This is a genomic window from Lyngbya sp. CCY1209 (genome assembly GCF_035615495.1).
Lineage (GTDB): Bacteria > Cyanobacteriota > Cyanobacteriia > Cyanobacteriales > Microcoleaceae > Limnospira.
This window is the reverse complement of the sequence record NZ_JAJENU010000190.1, coordinates 1-945: the sequence shown is the minus strand read 5'-3', so window position 1 is coordinate 945 and position 945 is coordinate 1. Positions and strand designations below refer to the sequence as shown.

Here is a 945-nt window from a genome sequence, read left to right as displayed (position 1 = left end):
CAATTCCCAAGCTAATAGCCAAAATCATATTCAGATGATTGGGGAATTTGTACGGATCTGACTATAAATTTGCCTCCCCTGCCTCCTCTGCCTCCCCTGCCTCCTCTGCCTCCTCTGCCTCCTCTGCCTCCTCCGCCTCCTCCGCCCCCCTGCCCCCCTGCCCCCCTGCCCCCCAACTCCCGATTCTCTAGGGATTGATCTGCTTGAGGATCATTCGCAGGCGATCGTAATCGTCTTTGAGGAGGACGCTGATGGAGCGTCCGGCTTCCACCAGCCAGGGGCGATCGCAGTGTCGGAGTTGATAAATTTCTCGGATGGTTGCGGCCACCAACGAATCCACCGGAGCGTTGGCTACTTGCAGGAGGGTCCGCAGGAAATCCAGGCTTTCGCTGAAGTTGACCACCGCTTCCGCCGAGCAGCGGTAGACAGCTTGGTGAATTTGGGGGGGACGGGGGGGGAGGTATTGATAAATTTTGCCGCGATCGGGCCGCGATCCGTTCCTCCCTTGCGGCGGTTCTTCAAAACCGACGATCGCCGCCCGGAATTCGGTTTTCAGCATGGCAAAAATTTGGGGCTGCTGTTCCCGCAACTCTTGCAGGGACAGGCCCAAAGCCCGAGCCCGGTGAACGGAGTCGATGGGACTCGTCGTCGCGTGGTAAACGATCGCGTACACCCGGTTGCCGGACTCCTCGTCCACCGCCACCACCCAACTCCCGAAAGGCGGCATCACCGGAAAGCTGAGATCCTCCGGTTCCAAGCACTGAGCCAGAAACTCGCAGGTTGACGTTTCGATCACCTCGGCGAAGTGGTCGCGGTGCCGGTTGGCTGCCGCAAATTGAGGCAAGGGAAGGCGCATGGCTCACAGATCGGAACATACAGACAGTTATAAGGCTGGTCAGGGGTGCGTCCCTTATATCCATCCAGAGGGATGAAAGCCTTACCAGG

Annotated in this window: 1 protein-coding gene; it reads right to left on the bottom strand. The window is 58.7% G+C overall.

Annotated elements, in window-relative coordinates; translation table 11 throughout:
• Positions 1-187: 187 nt before the first annotated feature.
• A complete protein-coding gene (locus LKE08_RS03270) occupies positions 188-856 on the bottom strand; it encodes an HAS-barrel domain-containing protein (protein ID WP_324702764.1) in 669 nt (222 codons plus the stop codon).
• Positions 857-945: the final 89 nt, after the last annotated feature.